This is a genomic window from Bacillus cereus group sp. BfR-BA-01381 (genome assembly GCF_022663555.1).
GTDB classification, from domain to species: Bacteria; Bacillota; Bacilli; order Bacillales; family Bacillaceae_G; genus Bacillus_A; species Bacillus_A pacificus.
The window spans coordinates 1-5,500 of the sequence record NZ_JAKUFR010000157.1; the positions used below are offsets into that span (position 1 = coordinate 1).

Here is a 5,500-nt window from a genome sequence, read left to right on the forward strand (position 1 = left end):
TTTTTATCCAATGTTTTCTTCCTCCTCTATAAGTTTCTTTATTTTCCTAGTGGCAGCAGATTGACTTATTTTTAAAAACTCCGCTACTTTATAACTCGATCCATATGTTTTATATGCTTTCAAAATAATATTACGTTCTACTTCTTCTAACATTTTATAGAGACTTTGACCGGACTGTTCAACCGTTGATTCTTGCATCGCTATTGGCAAATCCTCTATCGTAACGATATCATCAGCAGTTATAACAATTCGCTCAATCACATTTTCAATTTCTCTATTATTTCCTTCCCACGGGTAACCAACAAACATTTGCAATGTGCTAGGCGCTAATTTTACATTCCGACCATATTTCTCGTTAAAGTGTTGTAAATAATGATAAATAAGTGGCAAAATGTCTTCTGTTCTTTCCCGTAGTGGCGGGATTACAATGGGAATGACATTCAGACGATAATATAAATCTTTCCGAAATGTTCCTTGTTTCACCATCATACTTAAATCTCTATTTGTTGCCGCTACAATTCTAACGTCCACCTTCTTTAATTCTCTTCCGCCTATAGGGCGAAACGTTTTTTCTTGCAACACTTGCAAAAGCTTTGCTTGAATTTCCAGCGGCATTTCGCCAATTTCATCTAAGAATAGCGTTCCTTTATGCGCTGATTCTAATAGTCCCTTTTTCCCTTCACGATTCGCACCTGTAAAGGATCCGCCTGAGTATCCAAAAAGCTCTGATTCAATTAAATTTGTCGGCAATGCCGCACAGTTAATTTCATAGAAACTTTCATTCTTCCGGTTACTCACTTCATGTAAATGACGCACCAATCGACTCTTTCCTACTCCTGTCTCACCTAAAACGAGAACCGTACTATCTACCACGGATACTTTCTTGATTGTCTCGACTATTTTTTGCATAGCGATACTTTTAAAAATAAGTCCTTCATGTTCATATGTTTCTCTTAATTCTTTTTTATATGTTTTTAACTGATTATCCATTTCTTCTACCTTTTGACGTAATTGATAGAGTTCTGTAAGATCACGAGAGTAACTAATTACTCTTCTTAAATTGCCCTCTTCATCAAAAACAGGCCTTGTACGAACGTGTAAATACTCTCCTGATTTTGTCGTCTGAACTAGTTCGATTGGCCTCTTTTTTTCAATTACTTCTAACGTTGCTGATGGATAAAAGATACCATCTTTCTGCAATTCTTTTACATGTTTACCTACTAACTCTTTAGCAGCCAATTGATAGTGCCTTTCACATGTACTATTTACACGTACAACGATTCCCTTTTCGTCAGTCACAAAAATTTCGTCAAACGCATATTCAAATACATCTTGTAAATCCATTAACACTCGTTCCTTTTCTGCAACCATCCTAGCCACCCCTAACTTCCAATCCGTCGATTCACTTCACTACCTTTATTATAAAGTGAATTTTCTGCATTTTATATAGAGTCAGCTAGAATGTTTGCTGTTTTATTATTTAACTTTTAAACACGAGCAATATTTGCTTTCTCATAACAGACTTGCAATGATTCTTCAATGATTGTTAATCCTTCTTCAAGTTGCTCATCTGTAATCACTAATGGCATTAGCACACGAATAACATTACCGTACGTTCCTGCTGATAGTAGAAGTAAGCCGCGTTTATTTGCTTCTGCGCATAAATTAGCTGTCAACGTTTTATCAGGTGCTTTCGTCTTACGATCTTGAACGAGCTCAAATGCACACATTGCTCCTAAACCGCGCACATCACCGATGCAATTATATTTATTTTTCATCTCTTCGAATCGGTTCATTACGACCTTTCCTAATTCTATCGCTCTATCATTTAAATTCTCTTTTTCTATTACATCAAGTACTGCTAATGCTGCCGCACATCCTAGCGGGCTTCCTGCATACGTTCCACCAAGTTCTCCTGGTGCAGACTCATTCATAATTTCTTTGCGCCCAATAACACCACTAATCGGTACACCAGCACCTAATGATTTAGATACCGTAATTAAATCCGGAACGACATCATAATGATCAATGGCGAAATATTTTCCTGTACGGCTAAATCCAGTTTGAATTTCATCCGCTACAAATAAGATGCCGTGTTCTGAACAAATATTGCGTACTTCTTGCACAAACTTCTTACTCGGGACGATAAATCCACCTTCCCCTTGAACAGGTTCCATTACAACAGCTGCAATCGTTTCTGGTGCTACTTCTGATATGAAGAAATTCTTAAACTCTTCAATCATAAAGTTATCGTACTGCTCTTCCGTTAATCCTTCTGGGCGACGGTATTCATACGGAAATGGTGCTTTATAGACTTCAGGCGCAAATGGACCAAATCCAAATTTATATGGTTTTACTTTACTTGTCATCGTCATTGTCATTAATGTACGCCCATGGAATCCTTTAGAAAATGCGATAATACCAGGTCTTTTTGTATATTTACGAGCGATTTTTACAGCGTTCTCGACTGCTTCTGCACCACTATTTAAAAATAGTACTTGCTTATCAAAACTTCCCGGCGCTAATGCCGCAAGTTTTTCTGCTAATTCAATATATGGCTCATACATCATGACATTAAAGCCAGTATGAATGTATTGATCTACTTGTTTATGGAGCGCTTCTTTAACAGCTGGGTGACAATGTCCTACGTTAATTGTTCCTATCGCTCCAGCGAAATCAATGTACTGATTACCATCAACATCAGTAACAAGAGCACCATTTGCAGATTGTACAAACGTTGAGATGCCGTTACTTACTCCTTTTGGTACTATATTTTGGCGGCGTTCTAGTAAAGACGCTGCTTTCGGTCCAGGAATTTGTTCATTTACTTTAGCAAATTTTTTTGTATTCATTACGTACCCCATCCTTTTCTTTACATTGTTTTCTCTTTTCATTGCAAAATGTATGCCAATATTCTTTTTCAGTATTCATCCTACACACCTTCTATTTCGCCATAAAAAATAAGTCTATAAAGACTCATTCAGAGTCTTTATAGACTTATTTTTCTTACACATTAGACTTTCCTTTTTCCCAAACAAACTCACCTGAATGAGAAATAAAGTCCCCAACAGATTGTACTACTAAATCAGCAAGTGGTTCTAATGTTTGACGATTCCCTGTACCAGATAGTACTCCAATTGCATAGCAATCACCATTTTTCGCTAAATATAAATCAGTCGGTGTATCCCCAACGACCGCTACTTCACATGCCTTTAAATGAAACCTCTCACAGAAGGATTCTATAATTCTTTTATCGGGTTTTTGTGCCGCAAATGTATCTGAAGCTACAACATAATCAAAAAAGGTCTCTAATTGATACTGTTTTAAAAATAATTCTGTCGGTGCGAAATCATCAGCTGTAACAACACCTAAAATAAATCCTCTATCCTTTAAGCTTTGTAAAATTCTCGGTAAATCTGCCGTCATTTTCATGTAAGAACGATGCTCGTACATAAGGGCAAACAGTTTTTCACTTACCCATTCATGCATTTCCTCTTCCTTAGATGACGTAATATACTTACAAAGCCCCCTTGCCACATCAAGGCTTGTTCCTGCCGCTATTGCGCTACGTGGGTGAACAAATACCCCATCCACACCGATCTCTTTTAATAAAGTCGGCTGCATTGACTGTGGCAGTTGGTATAATTTTATACATTCAGCCACAAGTTCTTCAGCCACTTTTATCCAAATTGAATGAAAATCCATTAATGTCCCATCTTTATCAAATAGTATTGCTTTTACTTTCTCCATAACACCCCACCTCTCATCTCTTATCTCCTCCAGTGTATCAATAAAGTATGGATATAAAATAAACGAATTGTAAAAATACCATAAAAATCAAACTAACTTCAAATTTACAATTCTTCTATATAATAAAAAAGGATGCCTTTACAGGGCATCCTCTTGATGTTCAGGAACAAATAGTTCCAGACAATGATACATATTTTCGAATTCCATCGGTGCATCTCCACCATATTCACCATCTAAATTAATCATTAGTTTATCTGGTGAATGCACTTTAATTCGGTTCGCTTGTGTGTATAGTACTTTTGGATTGTTAATATGTTCACCACGCTGCGCTTGTGTTGCAGCTTTAATTAAGTCGGCAATCGAACCTTTTTTCAGCACTAATAAATCAAATAAGCCATCGTTAATCGATGCATATGGTGCTACCTTTTCAAAGCCGCCCACTGAACGAGTATTCGTAATTAAAAACATCGTAATTTCTTCTTGTAGTAATTTTCCATCATACTCAATTTCAACATATGTTGGATGTAGTGATGGTAGCATTTCGATACCTTTTAAATAATAAGCAAGTTGTCCTAATACAGTCTTTAGCTTACTTGGTACTTCATATGTTAATTCTGTAATACGACCGCCACCAGCGATGTTAATAAAATATGTATCGTTTGCTCTACCAAGGTCTAATGGCACAGTTTTTCCTTCACAAATAATATCCGCTGCCTCTTCAATAGAACGAGGTACACCGATTGCACGTGCAAAGTCATTTGTCGTTCCAACTGGAATAATTCCAAATTTCGGACGGAATTCATGACCAACTAGACCGTTTACGACTTCATTTAACGTGCCGTCACCACCAGCCGCAATAACAACATCAAATTTACGCTCTACAGCTTGCCTCGCCGCCACAGTTGCGTCTCCAGGACCCGTTGTCGCATGACAAGATGCTTCATATCCAGCTTGTTCTAATTTTTGTAATACTTCCGGTAAGCTCTTCTTAAATAGCTCACGCCCAGAAGTAGGATTATAAATAATTCTTGCTCGCTTCATCATTTATTAGCACAGGAAATTTCTTTATGTATCGACAAAGAACATACCGAACTTCTATTCAGTATTCCCGTGCCTACCTCCTCTCATCTTCCTATCCTTCTTTTATCTCGCTCAAACAGGCAGTAAGAACCCGATTCGTGTAGCCCATCAAAAGTAAATATTCATTTCAATGGTTTTGTTTTATTTGACAAAAAAAATTTATGTCTATCTATTTCCTCACAACAATTTACATATAACGAATAATAATTATCTATTATTTCATGAGATGAAAAAACCTCTATGTCTAGATTTATCATTATTCCCACCTTTTTGCAACTATCATACCATAGTTGCTATACAAACATTTTTCCACTTTTGACAGTTAATCAAACGTTTGTTTAAATAATTTTCTCTCATTTAAACAAACGTTTGATTAACCTAGAAAAACACCCATGTACGGGTGTTTTTCTGCTTAATCTTTAAAAGTTACTACTATTATCGCTTATTAATCTCTTCAAGTAAGATTTTGTTAACAAGCGGTGGATTTGCTTGTCCTTTTGTAGCTTTCATAATTTGACCAACTAAGAAGCCAATTGCACGGTCTTTACCGTTTTTAAAGTCTTCGATAGATTGCTCATTATTATCAAGAATTTCTGTTACAACTTTACGAAGTGTACCCTCGTCAGAAATTTGAACAAGGCCTTTCGCTTTAACGATTTCTTCTGGGTCT

Annotated in this window: 4 protein-coding genes and 1 pseudogene; all 5 read right to left on the reverse strand. The window is 36.6% G+C overall.

Annotated features, from left to right (window positions below):
• Positions 1-3 precede the first annotated feature (3 nt).
• On the reverse strand, positions 4-1,371 hold the full coding sequence (locus MR079_RS27425; protein WP_000225163.1) for a sigma-54 interaction domain-containing protein: 1,368 nt from the start codon (positions 1,369-1,371) through the stop codon (positions 4-6).
• Positions 1,372-1,487: 116 nt separating this feature from the next.
• Positions 1,488-2,852 (reverse strand): 4-aminobutyrate--2-oxoglutarate transaminase, encoded by a 1,365-nt coding sequence (gabT, locus tag MR079_RS27430; RefSeq protein WP_242295000.1) that lies wholly within the window; start codon positions 2,850-2,852, stop codon positions 1,488-1,490.
• A gap of 154 nt (positions 2,853-3,006) precedes the next feature.
• Positions 3,007-3,750 carry an HAD family hydrolase gene (locus tag MR079_RS27435; RefSeq protein ID WP_242295001.1) on the reverse strand — a complete coding sequence of 248 codons (744 nt, stop codon included), beginning with the start codon at positions 3,748-3,750 and terminating at the stop codon, positions 3,007-3,009.
• A gap of 138 nt (positions 3,751-3,888) precedes the next feature.
• On the reverse strand, positions 3,889-4,794 hold the full coding sequence (locus tag MR079_RS27440; protein ID WP_000977677.1) for a diacylglycerol kinase: 906 nt from the start codon (positions 4,792-4,794) through the stop codon (positions 3,889-3,891).
• Between the two features lie 471 nt (positions 4,795-5,265).
• Positions 5,266-5,500: pseudogene (locus MR079_RS27445) on the reverse strand (Asp-tRNA(Asn)/Glu-tRNA(Gln) amidotransferase subunit GatB); the annotation flags it as partial.

Bases quoted from the DNA above. Each gene is read 5' to 3' on its own strand.
- gabT (WP_242295000.1), bottom strand. From the start codon at position 2,852: ATGAATACAAAAAAATTTGCTAAAGTAAATGAACAAATTCCTGGACCG.
- MR079_RS27435 (WP_242295001.1), bottom strand. From the start codon at position 3,750: ATGGAGAAAGTAAAAGCAATACTATTTGATAAAGATGGGACATTAATG.
- MR079_RS27440 (WP_000977677.1), bottom strand. From the start codon at position 4,794: ATGATGAAGCGAGCAAGAATTATTTATAATCCTACTTCTGGGCGTGAG.
- MR079_RS27425 (WP_000225163.1), bottom strand. From the start codon at position 1,371: ATGGTTGCAGAAAAGGAACGAGTGTTAATGGATTTACAAGATGTATTT.